This window comes from Ketobacter sp. (genome assembly GCF_003671495.1).
Classification (GTDB): Bacteria; Pseudomonadota; Gammaproteobacteria; order Pseudomonadales; family Ketobacteraceae; genus Ketobacter.
On record NZ_RCHN01000020.1, the window covers coordinates 109082 to 128543 of the forward strand.

A 19462-nucleotide genomic window follows, 5' to 3' on the forward strand; every position below is an offset into this window, starting at 1 on the left:
CTTTCTATACAGCCAGCACCAACCCTGCCCAACTGAAAAAACAGGACGATAGTCCGAAAGGACCGGTTATAAGGCCATAAAAATCCATTACACTAGCGCCGTCGCACTCCCCCTGGGAATAGTGCGATTTTGCTAATTTTATTAGGGCTACACTCTGCCCTCTTTTAGATCAATTGGAGTACTTAAAGGATGAAGAAGCTTTTCGCTCTGCTCGCCGCATGCATACTGAGCTCTGCGGCCTACTCTCTGGACATTGGCGGCATTACCTTGCCGGATTCCCTGCAAGCCGGAGGTTCTGAATTGCACCTGAATGGCGCCGGTATCCGGGATAAATGGTTGCTGGACCTGTACGTGGGTGGCCTCTACCTCCCTGCCAAGCAAACCGACGGGGATGCCATCCTGCAGGCGTCAGAACCCATGGCCATTCGCCTGCACATCATCTCCGGCATGATTACCAGTGAGAAGATGACCAAAGCCACCGTGGAGGGATTCGAGAACGCCACTCACGGAGAAACGGCACCCCTGCAAACTGAAATCGACCAGTTTCTGGCAACCTTTGCTGAGCCCATCAAAGAAGGCGATATTTTCGATTTCATCTATCTGCCGGGTGCCGGCGTGCAAATCGTCAAGAATGGACAAAATGCCCAACTGATCAAAGGCGACGTGGCCTTCAAATCCGCCCTGTTTGGCATCTGGATATCGGATCGCCCAGCGCAGAAATCCTTGAAGAAAGCGATGCTCGGCCTCAAGGGTTGAGCGGTTATCTGGCCCTGTCCGGCATGTGATGCGATGACGTCACATGCCACCTGACTCTGTCTTAATTTATTCATTAATCCTTCACGTTCAAGCAACAGTAGCGATCTAAAGTCAGCATCGAGGTTTCATATATTGCGGAGATCAAGATGCTTCAGGAACAAAACCTTACTCAGCGCTCAGTGGAATTCAGTCAAAAGCCTCGAATTTTTGCCGAATTCATCACGACGGAGCAGGAAATTCGCAGCGCACAGAAAATGCGCTATGAAGTGTTCTGCGAAGAGTACAAAGTCGAGCTGCCCGTCAATATGGTTTGGAACGGCCATCCCATCGACGTGGACGAACTGGATGATCATTGTCTCCACCTGGTAGTGCGCACTCAGCACGACGGGGAAATCATCGGCTATACCCGGGTTCTTACCTGCGATCTGGCCAAGCGTTTCGGCCGTTACTACTCCAGCCACGAGTTTGACATCAGCAACGTGATCGACCGCCCCGGTCGCTTTCTCGAAATCGGCCGCACCTGCATTCACCCCGAGCATCGCAACGGAGCCACCATCGCCGTTCTGTGGGCCTTTCTCGCAAAATTCATGCAGGAAAACGATTACCAGTATCTGTTCGGCTGCGCCAGCGTATCCCTGGAAGACGGTGGTGAAACCCTGGCGGCACTGAATCCGGTGATCCGGGAAAAATACATGGCGGATGACGAGTTCCGGGTCAGCCCCAAAGTCCCCTTCAAACTGCGCAAAGGGTTGCAGCAGGGCAAAGCGAACTTCCCCCCGCTGTTGAAAGCCTATACCCGAATGGGCGCCCGCATCTGTGGTGAAGCCTGCTGGGATCCGGACTTCAACGTAGCCGACCTGTTCGTGCTGCTGGACATCAATAACGTGGCCAATCGCTACGCCCGTCACTTCCTGAAGGATCGCGAAGCGGCATGATAAAACAATGTTGGTCAGCCGCCTGCCTGTTCTTGCACATTCTGGCGGGCGTGCTGTTGCTGGTGCTGACCGGCTCGCTCTGGAACAATAAAACCAAACTGGTGAAACGTACCAAACAATGGTGGTTGGCACGGACCACCCGCCTGCTGGGCATTGCTGTCAGGATCAGGGGTGAAATACCAAAACCTGAACACGGCAAGGGCGTGTTGTTTGTCAGTAACCACGTCTCCTGGATCGACATCCCTCTGATCGGAGGCTTGTCCCAACTGAATTTTCTGTCGAAGGCCGAAGTGCGTAACTGGCCCATCATTGGAAAACTGGCGGATGGTACCGGCACCCTGTTCATTCAAAGAGGCTCCGGTGACGCAGAACGGGTGTCACGGTCTATTGCCGATTATCTGGATGCAGGGCGCTCGGTTTTGTTCTTTCCTGAAGGCACCACCAGCGATGGCAGGCAGGTTCGGCGTTTTCACGGCAAACTGTTCAAAGCAGCCCAACACACTGCAATCAACGTCTGCCCGGTGGCCATTCATTACCACCTGGCATCAGCAGAAAAGAACCCGGTTCCCTTTATTGGTGATGACGAATTCGCTGAGCATTTATGGAATCTGCTGCGTTATAAGCGCATCACCGCGACCGTGGAATTTCTACCGCTGCGCCCCGTGGACATGACGGAACTGGACAAGTTTGTAAAAGGGCTGCAGCAGGAGGTGGCCTCGTCTGTAGCCGGTCATCATGCCCGATATCAGGCTAATACCAATACTCTATCGCCTGGTGCATCCATTCCCTGCGATCTGAAGGATGAGGCAGCCAGTTTCTGAAGCTGGCTGTCGCCCGGATCAAAAACTCCATCAAACATTGATGCCGGCGCAACACCCGTTCGTGGCGGTGAGGCAATACCGGATTGAATACCCCCAGGGCATTGAACATCTGCAGGGGGTTTTTCTTGATCCAGAGCCAGGACCCCATCTCCAGCGTCAAGGGAAGATAAGTGCCTTTACGGGTGTTCAGGGTTTGTTTGTAAACATGATCCCACAGATCCCCATGCGTGGTGTAATTGCGGGACTGGGGTTCAATCAGATAAAAACTGAAGGTGGGATGGGTGCGCCGAAACAGCAACCTGAGGGCAAACATTTCCCCAATGTCGTCAAACGGATCCGGCGTATAGGCATAGGGAAACCAGACCTGATCCTGATGCCCAAAACCGGAGTGGCAATCCAGGGAGATCACAAAGCTGGATTCCTTGACAATGCTCTCCACCATGCGGATGACGGCGTTGGCCTCTTTCTCCATGGGGTCATCCCGACGCCCGCGATACCAGGGTATATGTCGACTAAGACGTTGACCGCCCAGTAAAAACGGCACTTTGCCGGTGGCATCAATGGGTGCGTTGCGCATCAGGTCCACGCCATTGAGGTTACTGCGGGTACGCCGCAACATGCCGGAAGGATTAACCAACGGCACAAACAGAATACGCACGTCTTCCAGCATCGCATCCAGGCTTTCATCCCAGTCCATCCGGTTGAACAGCGTGTGCATGAAGGACAAGATCACCTGGGTGCCAATGCGTTCCACACCATGCACGCCACCGGTAAAAATCACTGTGGGCACGTCCGCCTTGGCGTTGCCGATTTCAAAACAATAGATGGGCAGGCAATCGTCACCGCACTCAATGGCGGTCAGTGTGTGAATTCGGGCGGGCAAATCCGGCTGTTCAAGCCACCGGTCCATTTGATAAAGCTCAGGCAGGCCCTTAAGGACCCGGTCGGAACGTATAAGCGTCAAGAAAGGAGGCTCCATTACAACGAATGCAGCCGTTTTATAACATTTGGATTGCAGGACTATGACAGTTGCGATTGCGTCCGCATATTTAAGATGCCGCCAAGGCTAGTCTGGCAACCTGGGTAAGCCAGTGGCATCGCAGCCATGGTTGGGACAATAGCCGGCAGGATTCTTCGCCAGATACTGCTGGTGATATTCCTCTGCATAATAGAAATCGAAGCGATCCACAATTTCTGTGGTACTGGGTTCCAGGCCCCGTTCAGTCAGAGCCCGGTTATAAGCTGCTTGTGTTGCCTCGGCCTCAGCTCGCTGCTCCGGCGACGTGGGATAGATGCCAGAACGGTACTGGGTACCCACATCATTGCCCTGGCGCATACCTTCACAGGGGTTGTGGTTCTCCCAGAAAATTTTCAGTAACCTCTGAAAGCTGATCTGGTGCGGATGAAACACCACTTTCACCAGCTCGTTGTGACCGGTCAGGCCGCTGCAAACCTCTTCGTAGGTTGGATTGGGGGTAAGCCCTGCACCATAGCCCACCGCGGTGGTGTGTACGCCCGGCACATTCCAGAACAGTTTTTCAGCGCCCCAGAAGCAGCCCATACCAAAGTAGGCCGTTTCCGTGCCCGCCGGGTACGGAGGCTTTAATTCGGTTTGCAATACGGCGTGTAACACCTCCACTTTCAGAGGGGTAGCCCGACCTGGCAACGCGTCTTCTTCCGTGGGGAGTTTCAATTTGTTTTTTCGACTACCGAACATCCAGTCCATCAGGGCAACCCATCACACGTGGTGCAGATCTCAGCTCTGCAGTGCTTCCAAATTTGAATACAATGCCAGTGATTCCGGATTTGCCAAAGCATCGGTATTTTTCACCGCTTCACCGTGAATCACTTTACGTACCGCCAATTCCGCAATCTTACCACTGATTGTGCGGGGTATATCGGCGATTTGTATAATTTTAGCAGGCACATGCCGGGGTGTGGTATTGGTTCGGATCGTGGATTTGATAATGGCGATTTTCTCGTCATCCAGGTGTTCGCCCTCTTTCAGTCGAACGAACAAAATAACCCGCACATCATCCTGCCAGTCCTGCCCTACCACCACGCTTTCCAAGACGAAATCCAGCTGCTCCACCTGGCGATAAATTTCCGCGGTGCCGATGCGCACCCCACCCGGATTGAGCACGGCATCTGAACGGCCATAGATGATCATGCTGCCGCGGTCCGTGATCTCACCATAATCACCGTGAGCCCAGACGCCATCAAAGCGGTCGAAATAGGCACCGTGGAACTTGGCGCCATCGGCGTCATTCCAGAATCCGGCAGGACAGGATGGAAAGGCATTCAGGCACACCAGCTCGCCTTTTTCATTGACGACTGCCCTGCCCTGCTCATCGAAAATTCTCACATTCATGCCCAGGCCGATGCACTGCAGCTCGCCACGAACCACCGGCAGTAGCGGATTGCCCAGGGCGAAACAGCTGATGATATCGGTGCCACCAGAGATGGACGACAGGCAAAGATTGGCTTTGAAATCCCGATAGACATAGTCAAAGCTCTCATGAGAAAGCGGTGAACCGGTGGAGAAGATTCCCTTTAACCGACTCAACTGGTGGGATTCCCGGGGTTTGACACCGGCCTTTTCCAGCGCCGATAAGTATTTGGCACTGGTGCCAAACAGGCTGATGCCCTCTTCATCTATCATGTCAATCAAGGCAGATGCTTTGGGGTGAAACGGAGAACCATCAAACAGCACCAGAGTAGCGCCGCTGGCCAGGCCGCTGATCAGCCAGTTCCACATCATCCAGCCACAGGTGGTGAAATAGAAGAACACGTCTTCGGCTTTCAGGTCCGCGTGCAGGCTGTGCTCCTTACGGTGCTGCAGCAGTGTACCTCCGGTAGTGTGCACAATGCACTTGGGCACGCCGGTGGTACCGGAGGAATACATGATATAAAGCGGGTGATCGAAGGGTACCTGGGTGAATTCCAGTTTCCCAGGCGCGTCATTCTGCTCTATCTCGGGGTAAAGGGTGGTGGCGTTCAGGTTCTGCACAGACGGATCGGATTGCAGGACAGACGGATCGGATTGCAGAAAGGGCACCAGAATGGTGTTTTGAATGCTGGGGATCTTGTGCTGCACCAGCTCTACCCTGTCCAGAATCGAGATCGATTTACCGGCATAGAAGTATCCGTCTACGGCAATCAGCATCACCGGTTCAATCTGCTGGAAGCGATCCACAATGCCATTGATACCAAAATCCGGAGAGCAGGAACTCCAGATCGCCCCCAGGCTGGTGGCCGCCAGCATACCCACCACTGTTTCGATGCAGTTGGGCATGACGGCCGCAACCCGGTCGCCTTTACGGACGCCGTTGCGTTGCATGAAAGCGGCCAGGCGTTGCACTTTATTGTACAACTGCTGATAGGTAACGACGTCCCTGCGACCGTTTTCACCGCGAAACACCAATGCCGGTTTATGGGCGGAATCTGCAGCCCCGGCAGGGGCTAACAGATTTTCGGCAAAATTGAGCGTGGCCTGCGGATACCATTTGGCGCCAGGCAGCTTGCCGGGGTCGTCCACAACCCTATCCGGATTTCCGTTCAGCCGGATGCCGCAGAACTCAACCACACGCTCCCAGAACGCTGCACTGTGTTCGCAGCTCCAGCGATGCAGCGCAGCATAGTCATCCACAGACACCCCGCAACGGGCCTGTACCAACGCCATAAACCGGTGCATATTGGTGTTGTCGATCCAGGCTTGATCCGGTTGCCACAGCACGTTTTCCACAGTTATTCCTCTTCGTCCAATTCCAGTTCGATCAATTCATCGCCTTCATTAACCAGCGAACCCTGCTCGAAGAACACGGCCTTCACCACTCCGGCACATCTGGCACGAATGGCATGCTCCATCTTCATCGCCTCCACGGTGATGAGCAAATCGCCTTCGGCCACCGCTTGCCCGGGCTTGACCGCCACATTGACGATCCGGCCATTCATGGGGGCTTTCAGGTGCCCATCGGAGGTTTCGTCGGCCGCGCGATGTTGAAAGCGATATTGCTCCACCAGGACGGACTGGCCATCCCTGAACAGGGTGATCTGTTCCGCCTGGGCGAATGCCGCCACCCGACCACTGTAGTCACCGGACACCACCATTTGGTGGCCCTGCAGGTTCACCTGCACCACCCAGCGGGTATCGCCGCATTGGGCCGACACCGAGCCGTTGTCTTCATTCAAGGTCACCTGGAGTGTCGAATCCGCACCCTGAAAGATAAAGACCTGTGAACTGACACTGTTAACCTGCCAACCGGTAAGCGTGTTCCAGGGCTCATGTTGCGAACCCTGGCCACGGCCCTGCGCAAAGAGGAACAGCGCAGCCAGGATATAATCCTCTGCCGTGGCAGGCACCGAATCAAAGGCCAACGCTGCATGATGGTCATCGATGAAATGGGTGCTCAGTTCTGCCCGCTGGAATGCAGCATTGCCGATCACACTCTGCAGAAAACCGATATTGGTCTTCGGACCGGCGATGTGGTACTGGGTCAGCGCGCGCTCCATGCGATGAATGGCACGTTCACGGTTGACATCCCAGGTGATCAGCTTGGCAATCATCGGGTCATAGAAGACACTGATCTCATCCCCCTGCACCACGCCGGAATCAATGCGGACGTTGGCGGTTTGATCCGGCGTCCCCAGATAGCGAATGGTGCCCGTGGAGGGCAGAAACTCGTGCTCAGGATCTTCAGCATAGATCCGAACCTCAATGGCGTGGCCCTCAATACTCAGTTGATCCTGCGCCAGTGGCAGGGGCAAGCCCTCGGCCACCCGCACCTGCCATTCCACCAGATCCTGACCGGTGATCATCTCCGTCACCGGATGCTCCACCTGCAGGCGGGTGTTCATCTCCATAAAATAAAATTCGCCGGTGGCGGACAGCAGGAATTCAATGGTGCCGGCCCCCACATAACCGATGGCCTTGGCTGCCCGCACGGCCGCCTCCCCCATCGCCTGACGAATGGCCGGGTCCATGTTGGGTGCCGGCGCTTCCTCCACCACTTTCTGGTGACGACGCTGAATGGAGCAATCGCGCTCAAACAGGTACACCCCGTTGCCGTGAGTATCGGCGAACACCTGAATTTCCACGTGGCGCGGCTGCATGACATACTTTTCAATCAGGACATGATCGTCGCCGAATGACGCTTTCGCCTCCCGCTTGCAGGCGGCCAGGCTCTCAACGAATTCCGCTTCTGCGTGCACCAGGCGCATGCCTTTACCACCCCCGCCGAGGGAAGCTTTCAGCAGCACCGGGAAGCCAATGTTGCGGGCCTGTTGTAACAGAAATTCCGGTTCCTGGTTTTCCCCATGATAGCCTGGCACCAGGGGCACATCCGCTTGTGCCATCAGGAGCTTGGCTTGGGCTTTGGACCCCATGGCCACCATGGCGCTGGCCGGTGGGCCAATCAACACCACATCATGGGCAGCGCAACGGCGGGCGAAGTTGGCGTTTTCTGACAGAAAACCATAACCGGGGTGGATGGCATCGGCACCGGATTTTTCCACCACCTCGAATATGCGATCCATATTCAGGTAGCTTTCGGAGGCGGATGACGGCCCAATCCAATAGGCTTCATCGGCCAACAAAACGTGCTGGGCCTGACGATCAGCATCGGAATAAACGGCAACGGTCTCGATATCCAGACGCTTCAGGGTGCGGATCACACGACAGGCGATTTCCCCACGGTTGGCTATTAATACTTTCTTAAAGAGTGATTTCCTGCTCATGCTGTCGCCCCTTCACTGTCTGTACTTCTCCATGCGGGTTCGCGCTTTTCCAGAAAAGCGGCCAAGCCCTCTTGCCCCTCAGGGGACACCCGGAGGTCGGCGATAACTTCCGCCGTCACTGTTTTGGTTTGCTCACCTAGCGGCGCTTTGCCGATGTCCTGAATCAGTTGCTTGCAGCGCGCCATGGCCTGGCCACCATTTTTTGCAATCAATTGCGCCAGGCTCATGACCGCTTCCTCCAGCGCCTCCGCTGCAACCACCTCATTCACCACATTCATGGCCTGCGCCTGGTCAGCGTTGAACACTTCGGCCGTCAACATATAGCGCCTCGCGTTTTTGATGCCCATGGCCTCAATCACATAGGGACTGATGACAGCCGGTGCCAGGCCAATCCGAACTTCGCTCAGGCAGAACGTGGCTCCACGGGCGGCGATGGCAATATCACAGGCGGTGATCAGTCCCAGCGCGCCCCCGTAGGAAGCGCCACACACTTTTCCGATCACCACTTTCGGCAGGCTGTACACCACGTGCATCAGCTCCGCCAGCTGCAGGGCATCGGTGCGGTTTTCGTCCCGGGTCAGGGTTGCCATGCTTTTCATCCAGTTAAGGTCCGCTCCGGCAGAAAAATTCTTGCCTGCCGCCTGCAACACCACCACACGACAATCGCCGTCACTGCCGACTTGTTTAAATGCCTGGGTCAATTCCAGAATCATCTGATCATTGAACGCGTTGTGCAGTTGTGGCCGATTCATGGTGATGCGGGCAATCGGACCCAGTTTTTCCAGTTGTACAAATTCCATTGTCATCACCTTACATGCGGAACACGCCGAAACGGGTTTCAGGGATCGGTGCATTCAACGCTGCACTGATGGACAGGCCCAGGACATCCCGGGTTTGCGCCGGATCAATGACGCCATCGTCCCACAGGCGGGCACTGGCATAGTAGGGGTGCCCCTGCGCTTCGTAGGTGTCGATGATCGGCTGTTTGAAAGCCTGCTCATCCGCCTCCGGCCAGGTTTCCCCTGCCCGTTCCATGTTGTCCTTTTTGATCTGCGCCAGCACGCCGGCTGCCTGCTCCCCCCCCATCACCGAAATGCGGGCATTGGGCCACATGAACATAAAGCGCGGATCATAGGCGCGGCCGCACATACCGTAATTCCCGGCACCGAAACTGCCGCCGGTGATCACCGTCACCTTCGGTACCTGGGCACAGGCCACTGCGGTCACCATCTTGGCCCCGTTACGGGCAATGCCTTCCGATTCGTACTTGCGACCCACCATAAACCCGGTGATGTTCTGCAGGAACACCAGGGGAATCTTGCGTTGGGCACACAGCTCCACGAAGTGGGCGCCTTTGAGGGAGGATTCGCTGAACAGGACCCCGTTATTGGCAACAATCCCCACCGGAATACCCCAGATGCGGGCATAACCACACACCAGCGTGGTGCCGTACAACGCCTTGAATTCATCGAATTCGGAGCCATCCACCACCCGGGCAATCACTTCCCGCACATCGTAGGGTGTCTTCAGGTCCGGTGGCACCACACCATAGATTTCGGAGGGATCATAACGGGGTGGCACCGGCTCAACCACGTCCGTTTGAATGAGTTTTTTCCGGTTCAGGCGTTTTACCGCAGAGCGGGCCAGTTGCAGCGCGTGTTCATCGTTCTCCGCATAATGATCGGCCACCCCGGAGGTACGGCAATGGACGTCCGCCCCACCCAGCTCTTCTGCAGTCACCACCTCACCGGTGGCCGCCTTCACCAACGGTGGCCCCGCCAGGAAAATGGTGCCCTGCTCTTTGACGATGATGCTTTCATCCGCCATGGCAGGAATGTACGCCCCACCGGCCGTACAAGAGCCCATCACCACTGCAATCTGCGGAATGCCTTTGGCGGACATATTGGCCTGATTGAAGAAAATGCGGCCGAAGTGTTCGCGGTCCGGGAACACGTCATCCTGTCGCGGCAGGTTGGCACCGCCGGAATCCACCAGGTACACACAGGGCAGATGGTTTTCCTCGGCAATGGTCTGGGCCCGCAAATGTTTTTTCACCGTGAGAGGGTAGTAACTGCCCCCCTTCACCGTGGCGTCGTTGGCCACCACCATACATTCCAGGCCTTGAATCCGGCCAATACCGGCAATCACACCGGCCGCCGGCACATCCTCACCATACACATCATGAGCCGCCAGCTGTCCCACTTCCAGGAAGGGCGAACCCGGGTCCAGCAAGCGCTGCACCCGCTCCCGAGGCAGTAATTTTCTCCGCGCCAGGTGTTTTTGCTGCGCCTTCTCGCCCCCACCCTTCTTGATGGTTTCACTCAATCCCCTGAGGTCTGCGACCAGGGTTTCCATGGCCTTGCGATTGGCCAGGAACTCAGGGGAATGAGGATTGACTTTGCTTTCCAATATGCTCATGTGCTCATTCCTGAATTGTTGTTTTATGCGGTTTCGTTGAAAAGTTCCCGGCCGATCAACATGCGGCGAATCTCCGATGTGCCGGCGCCAATCTCATAGAGTTTGGCGTCACGCAGTAAGCGGCCGGTTGGGTATTCATTAATGTAGCCATTGCCACCCAGGGTCTGGATGGCGTCAAGGGCGCAACGGGTGGCGTTCTCGGCGGTGTAGAGAATGACGGCTGCGGCATCTTTGCGGGTGGTTTCACCACGGTCACAGGCCTGGGCCACTGCATACAGATACGCGCGACTGGCGTTGGTGATGGTGTACATGTCGGCCACTTTGCCCTGCATCAGCTGGAATTCACCAATGGCTTTGCCGAACTGCTTGCGCTCGTGGATATAGGGCACCACCACATCCAGGCAGGCCAGCATGATGCCGGTGGGCCCGCCGGACAGCACCACCCGCTCGTAGTCGAGACCGCTCATCAACACTTTCACACCCTGATTCAGCTGACCCAGGATGTTTTCCTCCGGCACTTCACAGTCCTCAAACACCAGTTCACAGGTGTTGGAACCGCGCATGCCCAGTTTGTCCAGCTTCTGCGCCTGACTGAAGCCTTTGAAGCCCCGCTCCACAATGAACGCGGTGATGCCGTGCGGACCTTTATCCAGTTCGGTTTTGGCGTAGATCACATAGGTGTCCGCATCCGGGCCATTGGTGATCCACATCTTGTTGCCATTCAAAACATAGCGATCACCCTTTTTATCCGCCCGCAGTTTCATACTCACCACATCGGAGCCGGCATTGGGTTCACTCATGGCCAGCGCACCCACGTGCTCCCCACTCACCAGTTTGGGCAGATAGCGGGCCTTTTGCGACTCGGTGCCATTGCGGTGAATCTGGTTCACACACAGATTGGAATGGGCGCCGTAACTGAGCCCGACGGAGGCCGACGCCCGACTGATTTCTTCCATGGCGATGACGTGGGCCAGATAGCCCAGGGCGCTGCCACCGTATTCTTCCGCGACGGTCATACCCAGCAATCCGAGATCACCGAATTGCTTCCACATTTCCGCCGGAAACTGGTTACTGGCATCGATCTGCGCGGCTCTGGGGGCCAGTTCGGCCTGGGCAAAACGGTGCACGGTATCACGCAGGGCATCCAGGGTGTCGCCGAAACCGAAATTGAGTGAGGGATATAACGTACTCATGGGAAGATCCTTGTGTTCAAGTCAGAAATAAAGGGAAAGGTCTTGCATTATTGGCCTGCTTCCATCGCATCCAGACAGCGTTGGCGGGCTTCTTTTAATTCAATCTTCATGATTTCAATATCATGGAGCTGTTGATCCAGTAACGCTTCCTTGTCATCCAGAATGGCCAGGAATTGCTCCAACTGTTTCATGTTGCCGGAATCCGGATCGTACATATCAAACAGGATACGGCTTTCTGCCAGGGTAAACCCCAGGCGCTTGCCGCGCAGAATCAGTTTGAGCAGGGTGCGATCCTTTGGACTGTAGATGCGTTTCTGCCCTTCTCGCTGGGGCGACAGCAGCCCCTGATCCTCATAAAAACGGATGGCGCGGGTGGTGATATCAAACTCACGGGACAGCTCACTGATGCTGTAACTGGTTTTGCGTTTTTCCTTAACGGGTTTTGTCATGGCTCTGATCCATACAACAGGATCTGGAAATCTTAATTGACGTTTACGTAAAGGTAAATAGAAACACCCGCAGAAAGATGACGCGGATGCCCCGCCCAAGCTTCGGGCACACGCCCGCACAAGAACTCTGTTAAGATCAAATTCCCCAATTTCACAATCAGTTAGAGGCGAAAATGACTCGAACAGTCCTCATCACCGGTTGCTCATCCGGCATTGGTAAAACCCTGGCCGAAACACTGCATAATCAGGGCTACAAGGTCATTGCCACCGCCCGCAGCGAAGACAAAATCAAGCCCCTGGCCCAGCGCGGCATCATGACACTGGCATTAGATGTTACCGATCCCGACAGCATCAGCCGCGCCATTCAATCCATTGAACAGCAAAGCCTGATTGTGGACATCCTGATCAATAACGCCGGTTACGGTGCCATGGGCCCACTGGCGGAAATGCCCAGCCACGAACTGGAAAAGCAATTCGCCACCAACGTCTATGGACCCGTCAACATGGTGCGGGCCTGCCTGCCCATGCTGCGCAAAAGTAAGCAGGCTCTGATCGTCAATGTGGGTTCGGTATCCGGCATTCTGGTGACGCCGTTTTCCGGGGCCTACTGCGCAACCAAGGCCGCCCTGCATGCTCTGTCCGATGCGTTCAGAATGGAACTGGCACCCTTTGGCATCAACGTGATGACGGTGATGCCTGGCGCCATTGAATCGGAATTCGGCAACGCCGCGGAGGCCTCTTTAAGTCGCACCCTGCCAGAAGACAGCATTTACCAGTGGGCCAAAGCGGGGATCGAGAAACGCGCTCAGGCCTCCCAGGCTAACCCCACCCCCACCAGCGAATTTGTGCGCACACTGATTCATAAGATCGAAGCACACTCCCCGCGGCCCACCGTGGCCATCGGCAACGGCAGCACAGCGTTCCCGCTGATGGCCCGGCTTATTCCCACCCGCTTGCGCGACGGCCTGTTGAAGCGCACCTTCGGCCTGAACCAGCGAATCCGCAACTAGCGGGAAACTCGCACAATGTTTTCCTATACTGGGTGTACTAACCCGATAAGGACCGCCCATGCGACGATGGAATGGCTGGGGTGATGAAGCTGATCATTTCCCGCTGAAGCCGGAGGCCCAACGTTTTCTCGCCCAACAAATCGGTAGCGGTTGTCCGTTGCCGGACGCGACTCTGGAATCCGTCCTGGACCAGGTCCCGGCTTCGCGATTGCCGGCGCACCCACTGGTATCCATGGACCCCGAACAACGGGTACGTCATGCCCGCGGACAAAGCCTGCCGGACTGGCTCGCCATGCGCTCCGGGAACATGGCCCCCTTTCCCGACGGTGTGGCGTTTCCGGATACCAACGCAGACGTACGCGCGTTGCTGCAGTATGCCCAACAGCACGATGTGGAGCTGATCACGTACGGCGGTGGCTCTTCTGTGGTGGGTCACATCAATCCGCGGGATTGCGACCGCGCCACGCTCACAGTGGACATGAAAAACTTCAACCGCCTGCTGCACCTGGACCCCACCAGCCAGCTGGCCACCTTCGGCGCGGGCACACCCGGGCCCCTTCTGGAATCGCAACTGTCGGCCCAGGGTTACATGCTTGGGCATTTCCCGCAGTCCTGGGAGTTGTCGACCCTGGGAGGCTGGGTGGCCAGCCGCTCCAGTGGCCAGCAATCTTTGCGTTATGGTCGCATCGAGCAACTGTTTGCCGGCGCTACGGTGGAAACCATGGCCGGCACCCTCACTATTCCCACATTGCCCGCATCCTCCGCGGGGCCGGATCTGCGCGAACTGATCCTGGGCTCTGAAGGCCGCCTGGGCATCATCACCGATGTCAGCGTCCGCATCAGCCCATTACCGGAGCAGGAACATTTTTACGTTGTTTTCTTTCCGGACTGGGACAGCGGTATCTCGGCGGTGCGCACACTGGCCCAGGCCCGGGTGCCGCTTTCCATGATGCGACTGAGCAATCCGCGAGAAACCTGGACTCAATTAAAACTGGCCGGACACGAACACGCCATCAGCCTGCTGGAAGGCTACCTGAGTCTGCGCGGAGCCAGCCGGAATAAATGCATGTTCACCTTTGGTGTGACCGGCAGCAAAGCAGACTGCAAAGCCATATTGGCCCAGGCCAATCGTGTGTTGCGCGGCTTTGGTGGTGTGAACACCGGCACCTTATTGGGCAACAAGTGGCGGGAAAATCGCTTCCGCTCACCGTATTTGCGGCATGCACTGTGGGAACTGGGCTACGCTGTGGACACTCTGGAAACCGCCGTGGATTGGGCGCGGGTGCCGGCCACGGTGGACGCTATCGAACATGCCATCCACAACACGCTGAAAATGGCACGGGAGAACATTCACGTGTTCACGCACCTGTCTCACATCTATGGGCAGGGCTCCAGCATCTACACCACCTACGTGTTTCGCTGCGGCAAGACCTATGCCGAGACCCAGGATCGCTGGCGGCGCATGAAACAGGCAGCCAGCCAGGCCATTATCAAACAGGGCGGCACCATCTCCCATCAGCACGGCGTTGGCACGGATCACGCGCCCTACCTCAAGGCCGAGAAAGGGGAACTGGGCATCGCCACCCTGCGCGCGCTGTGTCGTTATTTCGATCCCAGTGGCAATATGAATCCGGGAAAACTGTTACCTGAGGACCCCAGTCATGACGGCCATTGATCGACAAGGCACCTGGCAACAGATTCAACAGCGTGCCCAACCCTGGGATCTGGTGATTGTCGGTGGCGGCATCACCGGTGCCGGCATTTTACGGGAGGCGGCGCGCCTGGGGCTGCAGTGCCTGTTGCTGGAACAGCAGGATTTTGTCTGGGGCACCTCCAGTCGCTCCTCCAAGATGGTACACGGCGGATTGCGCTATATCGCCCAGGGTGACATCGCACTGACCCGCCACTCGGTGCAGGAACGGGAGCGGCTGATCGCAGAAGCACCCGGGCTGGTGGAACGGCTGGGTTACCTGTTCCCGATCCGCAAAGGCCAGATCCCGGGAAAATTGTTGTTCAACAGCCTGCTCAAGGTGTACGACACGCTGGCGGGCATCAAAACCCAACAATATTTCAACGCCAAAGCACTGCTGACCCGGGTGCCGGGCCTGAATCCGGAACAACTGAAAGGCGCCAGCTACTACACCGATGCCATCACCGACGACGCCAGGCTGGTGCTGCGGGTTCTGCATGAAGCCCTTCACGAAGGCGGACTGGCCTTGAATTATTGCCGGGCCGAATCCTTACTGTTTGACAGCAACCATGATGTCAACGGCGTGCTGGTGACCAACCAGGTCGATGGCGAACAACAGGAGGTGAAAGCGCGGGTGGTGATCAACGCCACTGGCGCCTGGGTGGACCATCTACGGGAGCCGGTGGCACAAGAGCGCACCATCCGCCCACTGCGCGGCAGCCATATCATCATCCCCCACGAATTGGCCCCGGTCGCCGATGCCCTCACCCTGTTTCACCCCCAGGATAAACGGGCGGTGTTCATCTTCCCCTGGGAAAACACCACGGTGATCGGCACCACCGATCTGGATCATGATGCCGACCTCAACTCGGAACCGGCAATCACCAGTGCCGAGGTGGACTATCTTCTGCACTTGGCACAACAACAGTTCCCCCTTGCCGGAATTAATCGCGCCGCCATCCTGTCCACCTTTGCCGGCGTGCGGCCGGTAATCAGCAAGGATCGAAATAAAGCACCATCCAAAGAAAAGCGCGATCACCAGGTGTGGGTGAACCAAGGCTTGGTGAGTGTCAGCGGCGGCAAGTTAACAACCTTTCGCCTGATCGCACTGGACACCCTGAAAGCCGCAGCCCCCCTATTGGGAGCCGACATCAAATCCCTGATTCACGGTGGCAACAGCATCATCACCCCGCCAACCCTTACCCCAGCGGAACTGAGTACCATGGGATCTGCACCGCAACCGCCCCTGGCCCCGGAACAGGCCGCCCGCCTGCTTGGGTGCTATGGCGATCGGGCCGGGGACATCGTACAGCTTGCCCGCGACGGTGAGCTGACCCCCATTCCCCCCACCCGCTTCTGCCTGGCAGAACTGCGCTGGTGCGCCCGCGAGGAAAGCGTGGTTAACCTGGACGATCTGCTGCTGCGCCGCACCCGCCTGGGCCTGTTACTGAAAAGCGGAGGTGAAGCCCTGTTTGGCCCATTGCAGACGATTTGCCGTGATGAGCTGGGCTGGGATGAGGCCCAGTGGCAACGCCAGCTGCAACGCTACCGCAACCTGTGGCAGCAGCACTATTCGGTACCGGATGCCTGATGGATAAAACCCTTCTCGCCATCGATAACGGCACCCAGAGTATCCGGGCCCTGTTGTTCAGCCTGGAGGGCGAGCTGCTCGCCAAAAGCAAAGTGGACATCGAAGCCTACTACTCCGACCAACCCGGCTGGGCAGAACAGGACCCGGACTATTTCTGGAATAAACTCTGCGCAGCCTGCCAGGGCTTGTGGTCAAACAACAACGTGGATCGCGCCGCCATCGCCAGCATCGCGCTGACCACGCAACGCTCCACCGTGGTCAACCTGGACCGGCAGGGCAAGCCCCTGCGCCCGGCCATGGTGTGGCTGGATCAACGGCACCTGGAACAGGTGCCTAAGCTGAAAGGACCCTGGCGCTACCTGATCAAAGCGGCCGGTGGCGAAGACATTCTGAATTACTATCGATCCCAGGCGGAACGCAACTGGATCGCCCATCACCAACCGGACATCTGGCAGGCCACGGACAAATTCCTGCTGCTGTCGGGCTACCTGAACCACAAGCTCTGCGGTCGCTATGCCGATTCAACCGCCAGCCAAGTGGGTTATCTGCCCTTTGATTTCAAACAGCATCGCTGGTGCAGTTCCTTCGACTGGCGTTGGCAGGCGTTGACCGTCAAACCCCGCCAACTGCCATCACTGCACCTGCCAGGTAGCGTCATCGGCCGCATCTCCAAAGCCGCCTCCGATGCCACCGGTCTGCCCTGTGGGTTGCCCCTGGTGGCAGCCGGTAGCGACAAAGCCTGCGAGGTCATCGGTTCCGGTGCGTTATCCCCGGCCATCGGCCATATCAGTTACGGCACCACAGCCACCTTCAACACCACCAGCCCACGCTATTTCGAAACCACCCCCATGCTGCCGCCCTACCCGGCAGCCATCCCCCGGCATTACAGTACCGAAGTGATCGTGCACCGGGGTTACTGGATGGTGAACTGGTTCAAGCGGGAGTTTGCGCGGGAGGAAATATCCCAGGCGGCCGAGCTGGGAGTGGCCGTGGAAACCTTGTTCGAGCCATTGCTGGCGTCGGTACCCGCCGGGTCCATGGGATTGACATTACAGCCGTACTGGTCGCCTGGATTACGCATACCCGGGCCGGAAGCCAAAGGCGCCATAATCGGCTTTGGCGATGTGCACACCCGCGCTCACCTGTACCGCGCCATCGTGGAAGGTATCGCCTACGCCCTCCGCGAAGGCAAAGAGCGGGTGGAAAAGCAAAGTCGCAAAAACATTCACACCCTGATGGTGTCCGGAGGCGGCTCACAAAGCGACGGCGTGATGCAGATTACGGCAGACATTTTCGGCATGGAGGCAACGCGCCCACACACCTATGAAACCTCCGGACTGGGCGCCGCGATCAATGGTGCAATTGGCGCCGGACTGTTCGATGACCATCGCCATGCCATAGAAGCCATGACCCACCGCGGCAGAGCGTTCACACCCCAACCACAAAACCAAAAACTGTACGACCAGCTGTTCAAAGAGGTGTACACACCACTGTACGAACGATTGAAGCCTTTGTATCAATCCATCCGCCGCATTGTCGGCTACCCGTAGGCGTTCTCTTTGAAGAGCCGCTGGATTTCCAACACTTGGTCTTCATTGTCCACCAGGGCCTGGACGCATTCTGCATCCAGCTGCACGCCGGCCAGCTCGTTCAGTTTGTCAAAAGCAGCCCGATTGCTCCACGCCTCTTTATAGGGGCGCCGACTGGTCAACGCATCAAACACATCCGCCACCGCCACAATCCGAGCCTCCAAGGGTATGGCACTCCCCACCAGGCGATCCGGATAACCGCTGCCATTCCAGGCTTCATGGTGATGCAAGGCGATGTTCTTCAGCATACCCACCTGCTCCACCCCATCCAGTCCATAATTTTTCAAGAGCTTATCCACCAGCTTGCGGCCCTCTTCCGCATGGGTGCGCATTACCTCCTGCTCCTCTTCATTGAGCGGCCCCTCTTTTAGCAGGATACGGTCGGGAATCACCAGCTTGCCCAAATCGTGCAAAGGCGAAAACAACAAAATGTTTTCCACATACTGATCATCCAAACCATGCCTGGGGGCAATGCTGTGGGCAATCAGGCGGGAGTAGCGGGACATACGCTCCAGGTGGCCACCGGTCTCGGGATCTTTGGAATGAGTCAGGTCCAAAGCGGATTTGATGGTGGCCAACAACACCCGCACATTGGTACGCTCATTGTAAATCAACAGCGTGATCATGTGACCGATCACATCCAGCTCCGTCAGCACACGCTCCGTGAACACATCCGCCTCATCGCCGTTGAAAAACACGAACCCGAAAAAATGTCCGCCCCACACCATGGGCAAGGTATAGCTGGAACGAAGCCCTGCATCAAAAATGGCGCGGGTATGTTGGTGTTCTTCACCAAACTGGTTGAACACACTCAGATCGTTGACCACCCTGGGCAGTCCAGATGCCGCGATCTCACCCAAAGATTGACAATCCGCCAGCCTGGCCTGGTAGTGGGTCAGCGGGCTTTCCTCTTTGCTGCTGTAAACAAAGGTGCGTAAGTAATCCGTTTCCGGATCATACAACGCCACCGCAACCCGGGTGATGTGCGGCATGTGCCCAGTCATCACCTCGTGCATGAACTGCAGCTTATCGGACACGGTGTCTACACCCCCAAGGCCCAACCAGGGATCTGTATGCTTGTCTCCAGACATAACGACCTCACCATTTCATACCGGTTTAACATTCATCCTTAATGCAAACTGGCGTCAATGCAAGTTGAAAGCCGTCCATTTAGTTGACTCAAGACAGAGATTCCTGAATTTCTTAAAAATTTTATAAGCACTGGGGTATACTGCGGGCATGAACCAGCATGAGCGCTCAACGGATTTGAATAG

The 19462-nt window shown here is 56.7% G+C and carries 16 protein-coding genes; 7 read left to right on the top strand and 9 right to left on the bottom strand.

Annotated features, from left to right (window positions below; translation table 11 throughout):
- The first annotated feature begins 189 nt into the window (after positions 1–189).
- The 3 genes from D9N14_RS10255 to D9N14_RS10265 all read left to right on the top strand — a co-directional run bounded on the left by D9N14_RS10255 (position 190) and on the right by D9N14_RS10265 (position 2512).
- Positions 190–756 carry a chalcone isomerase family protein gene (locus D9N14_RS10255; protein WP_290579287.1) on the top strand — a complete coding sequence of 189 codons (567 nt, stop codon included), beginning with the start codon at positions 190–192 and terminating at the stop codon, positions 754–756.
- Positions 757–902: 146 nt separating this feature from the next.
- Positions 903–1691, top strand: coding sequence for a GNAT family N-acetyltransferase (locus D9N14_RS10260; protein WP_290579288.1), 789 nt, complete (start codon positions 903–905; stop codon positions 1689–1691).
- On the top strand, positions 1688–2512 hold the full coding sequence (locus tag D9N14_RS10265) for a lysophospholipid acyltransferase family protein (RefSeq protein WP_290579289.1): 825 nt from the start codon (positions 1688–1690) through the stop codon (positions 2510–2512). Before D9N14_RS10260 ends, D9N14_RS10265 begins: the two co-directional genes overlap by 4 nt.
- Here the strand turns inward: D9N14_RS10265 and D9N14_RS10270 are convergent.
- The 8 genes from D9N14_RS10270 to D9N14_RS10305 form a co-directional block, all read right to left on the bottom strand.
- Complete coding sequence (locus D9N14_RS10270) at positions 2442–3422, bottom strand: DUF2817 domain-containing protein (RefSeq protein ID WP_290579290.1); 981 nt, start codon at positions 3420–3422, stop codon at positions 2442–2444. The genes D9N14_RS10265 and D9N14_RS10270 overlap by 71 nt on opposite strands.
- Before the next feature lie 156 nt (positions 3423–3578).
- Positions 3579–4229, bottom strand: a complete 651-nt coding sequence (gene msrA / locus D9N14_RS10275) for a peptide-methionine (S)-S-oxide reductase MsrA (protein ID WP_290579291.1) — start codon at positions 4227–4229, stop codon at positions 3579–3581.
- A 39-nt stretch (positions 4230–4268) separates the two neighbouring features.
- Positions 4269–6257, bottom strand: a complete 1989-nt coding sequence (locus D9N14_RS10280; protein WP_290579292.1) for an acetoacetate--CoA ligase — start codon at positions 6255–6257, stop codon at positions 4269–4271.
- Between the two features lie 2 nt (positions 6258–6259).
- Entirely contained in the window at positions 6260–8248 is a 1989-nt protein-coding gene (locus D9N14_RS10285) for an acetyl/propionyl/methylcrotonyl-CoA carboxylase subunit alpha (RefSeq protein ID WP_290579293.1), read from the bottom strand.
- Positions 8245–9048 carry an enoyl-CoA hydratase/isomerase family protein gene (locus D9N14_RS10290; RefSeq protein ID WP_290579294.1) on the bottom strand — a complete coding sequence of 268 codons (804 nt, stop codon included), beginning with the start codon at positions 9046–9048 and terminating at the stop codon, positions 8245–8247. Before D9N14_RS10290 ends, D9N14_RS10285 begins: the two co-directional genes overlap by 4 nt.
- Before the next feature lie 10 nt (positions 9049–9058).
- Entirely contained in the window at positions 9059–10666 is a 1608-nt protein-coding gene (locus D9N14_RS10295; protein WP_290579295.1) for a carboxyl transferase domain-containing protein, read from the bottom strand.
- 23 nt (positions 10667–10689) lie between these two features.
- A complete protein-coding gene (locus D9N14_RS10300) occupies positions 10690–11859 on the bottom strand; it encodes an isovaleryl-CoA dehydrogenase (protein ID WP_290579296.1) in 1170 nt (389 codons plus the stop codon).
- A gap of 47 nt (positions 11860–11906) precedes the next feature.
- Positions 11907–12308 (bottom strand): MerR family transcriptional regulator, encoded by a 402-nt coding sequence (locus D9N14_RS10305; protein ID WP_290579297.1) that lies wholly within the window; start codon positions 12306–12308, stop codon positions 11907–11909.
- Between the two features lie 173 nt (positions 12309–12481).
- Between D9N14_RS10305 and D9N14_RS10310 the strand changes: the two genes are divergently transcribed.
- Genes D9N14_RS10310 through D9N14_RS10325 form a run of 4 tightly spaced genes read left to right on the top strand, consistent with a single transcriptional unit; the run spans position 12482 to position 18149 of the window.
- Positions 12482–13318, top strand: a complete 837-nt coding sequence (locus D9N14_RS10310; RefSeq protein ID WP_290579298.1) for an SDR family oxidoreductase — start codon at positions 12482–12484, stop codon at positions 13316–13318.
- Between the two features lie 58 nt (positions 13319–13376).
- Positions 13377–14993: an FAD-binding oxidoreductase gene (locus D9N14_RS10315; RefSeq protein WP_290579299.1), complete on the top strand. Its 1617-nt coding sequence runs from the start codon at positions 13377–13379 to the stop codon at positions 14991–14993.
- On the top strand, positions 14980–16599 hold the full coding sequence (locus tag D9N14_RS10320; RefSeq protein WP_290579300.1) for a glycerol-3-phosphate dehydrogenase/oxidase: 1620 nt from the start codon (positions 14980–14982) through the stop codon (positions 16597–16599). Before D9N14_RS10315 ends, D9N14_RS10320 begins: the two co-directional genes overlap by 14 nt.
- On the top strand, positions 16599–18149 hold the full coding sequence (locus D9N14_RS10325) for an FGGY-family carbohydrate kinase (RefSeq protein ID WP_290579301.1): 1551 nt from the start codon (positions 16599–16601) through the stop codon (positions 18147–18149). Before D9N14_RS10320 ends, D9N14_RS10325 begins: the two co-directional genes overlap by 1 nt.
- Here D9N14_RS10325 and D9N14_RS10330 read toward each other — a convergent pair.
- Entirely contained in the window at positions 18140–19225 is a 1086-nt protein-coding gene (locus D9N14_RS10330) for an HD-GYP domain-containing protein (RefSeq protein ID WP_290579302.1), read from the bottom strand. The genes D9N14_RS10325 and D9N14_RS10330 overlap by 10 nt on opposite strands.
- Positions 19226–19462 lie beyond the last annotated feature (237 nt).

Bases quoted from the DNA above. Each gene is read 5' to 3' on its own strand.
- D9N14_RS10255 (WP_290579287.1), top strand. From the start codon at position 190: ATGAAGAAGCTTTTCGCTCTGCTCGCCGCATGCATACTGAGCTCTGCG.
- D9N14_RS10260 (WP_290579288.1), top strand. From the start codon at position 903: ATGCTTCAGGAACAAAACCTTACTCAGCGCTCAGTGGAATTCAGTCAA.
- D9N14_RS10265 (WP_290579289.1), top strand. From the start codon at position 1,688: ATGATAAAACAATGTTGGTCAGCCGCCTGCCTGTTCTTGCACATTCTG.
- D9N14_RS10270 (WP_290579290.1), bottom strand. From the start codon at position 3,422: ATGGACCGGTGGCTTGAACAGCCGGATTTGCCCGCCCGAATTCACACA.
- msrA (WP_290579291.1), bottom strand. From the start codon at position 4,229: ATGTTCGGTAGTCGAAAAAACAAATTGAAACTCCCCACGGAAGAAGAC.
- D9N14_RS10285 (WP_290579293.1), bottom strand. From the start codon at position 8,248: ATGAGCAGGAAATCACTCTTTAAGAAAGTATTAATAGCCAACCGTGGG.
- D9N14_RS10290 (WP_290579294.1), bottom strand. From the start codon at position 9,048: ATGGAATTTGTACAACTGGAAAAACTGGGTCCGATTGCCCGCATCACC.
- D9N14_RS10295 (WP_290579295.1), bottom strand. From the start codon at position 10,666: ATGAGCATATTGGAAAGCAAAGTCAATCCTCATTCCCCTGAGTTCCTG.
- D9N14_RS10300 (WP_290579296.1), bottom strand. From the start codon at position 11,859: ATGAGTACGTTATATCCCTCACTCAATTTCGGTTTCGGCGACACCCTG.
- D9N14_RS10305 (WP_290579297.1), bottom strand. From the start codon at position 12,308: ATGACAAAACCCGTTAAGGAAAAACGCAAAACCAGTTACAGCATCAGT.
- D9N14_RS10310 (WP_290579298.1), top strand. From the start codon at position 12,482: ATGACTCGAACAGTCCTCATCACCGGTTGCTCATCCGGCATTGGTAAA.
- D9N14_RS10315 (WP_290579299.1), top strand. From the start codon at position 13,377: ATGCGACGATGGAATGGCTGGGGTGATGAAGCTGATCATTTCCCGCTG.
- D9N14_RS10320 (WP_290579300.1), top strand. From the start codon at position 14,980: ATGACGGCCATTGATCGACAAGGCACCTGGCAACAGATTCAACAGCGT.
- D9N14_RS10325 (WP_290579301.1), top strand. From the start codon at position 16,599: ATGGATAAAACCCTTCTCGCCATCGATAACGGCACCCAGAGTATCCGG.